Origin of the sequence: Polaribacter sp. BAL334 (assembly GCF_015767435.1) — a bacterium.
Classification (GTDB): domain Bacteria; phylum Bacteroidota; class Bacteroidia; order Flavobacteriales; family Flavobacteriaceae; genus Polaribacter.
Genome location: NZ_JADWOV010000321.1, coordinates 1 through 705, shown reverse-complemented (window position 1 = coordinate 705; position 705 = coordinate 1). Strand labels below are relative to the sequence as shown.

Below are 705 nucleotides of genomic sequence, written 5' to 3'. Positions count from 1 at the left end.
AGTTGTTATCACAGAATCATTTGGTTGGCTAGAAGCTGGATATGTTAAATGGGCTCCAGATTCAAATGCTGAAAGTTACAATGTGTATTATTCAGGAGAAGGAATCACAAATAAAAAAATCGATAATGAACAAATTCGGAGTTATGGCTCCTATTTTAGAGCGGATATTATAGGATTGAAAGCTGGTTCATATACGTTTACTGTAAAAGCTGTAATTGGTGGGGTTGAAGATGCAGGCGCAACAACAAATTCAATAAATGTACTACCACATGATAGAACTGGTTTTGCATTTGCAAACGGAAGATTTCCAGGAGCTTATAAAGCTGATGGAACACCAAAAGAAAATGCTGTCATTATTTATATAACCGAATATACAAAAAATACAATTTCTTTGAATGTTGCTGGCGCAAATTCTAACCCTTGTATTGGTTTGCAAAATATATTAGACGGATTTAAAAAAGGAAGTGATACACGCCCACTCATTATAAGATTAGTTGGACAAATTACTGATTTAGATTATATGTTGAGTGGAGATATTGTTATTGAAAACAAGAATAATTCGAATAGTTACATAACACTAGAAGGAATTGGAGATGATGCAGTTGCTGATGGTTGGGGTATTCGTATAAAAAACGCTACAAATATTGAAATCAGGAATATTGCAAGTATGAATGTAAATAGCAGTGAAGGTGACAACATTGGTTT

Annotated in this window: 1 pseudogene; it reads left to right on the top strand. The window is 33.6% G+C overall.

The features are described 5' to 3' along the window. Positions 1-705: pseudogene (locus IU405_RS14560) on the top strand (pectate lyase); the annotation flags it as partial.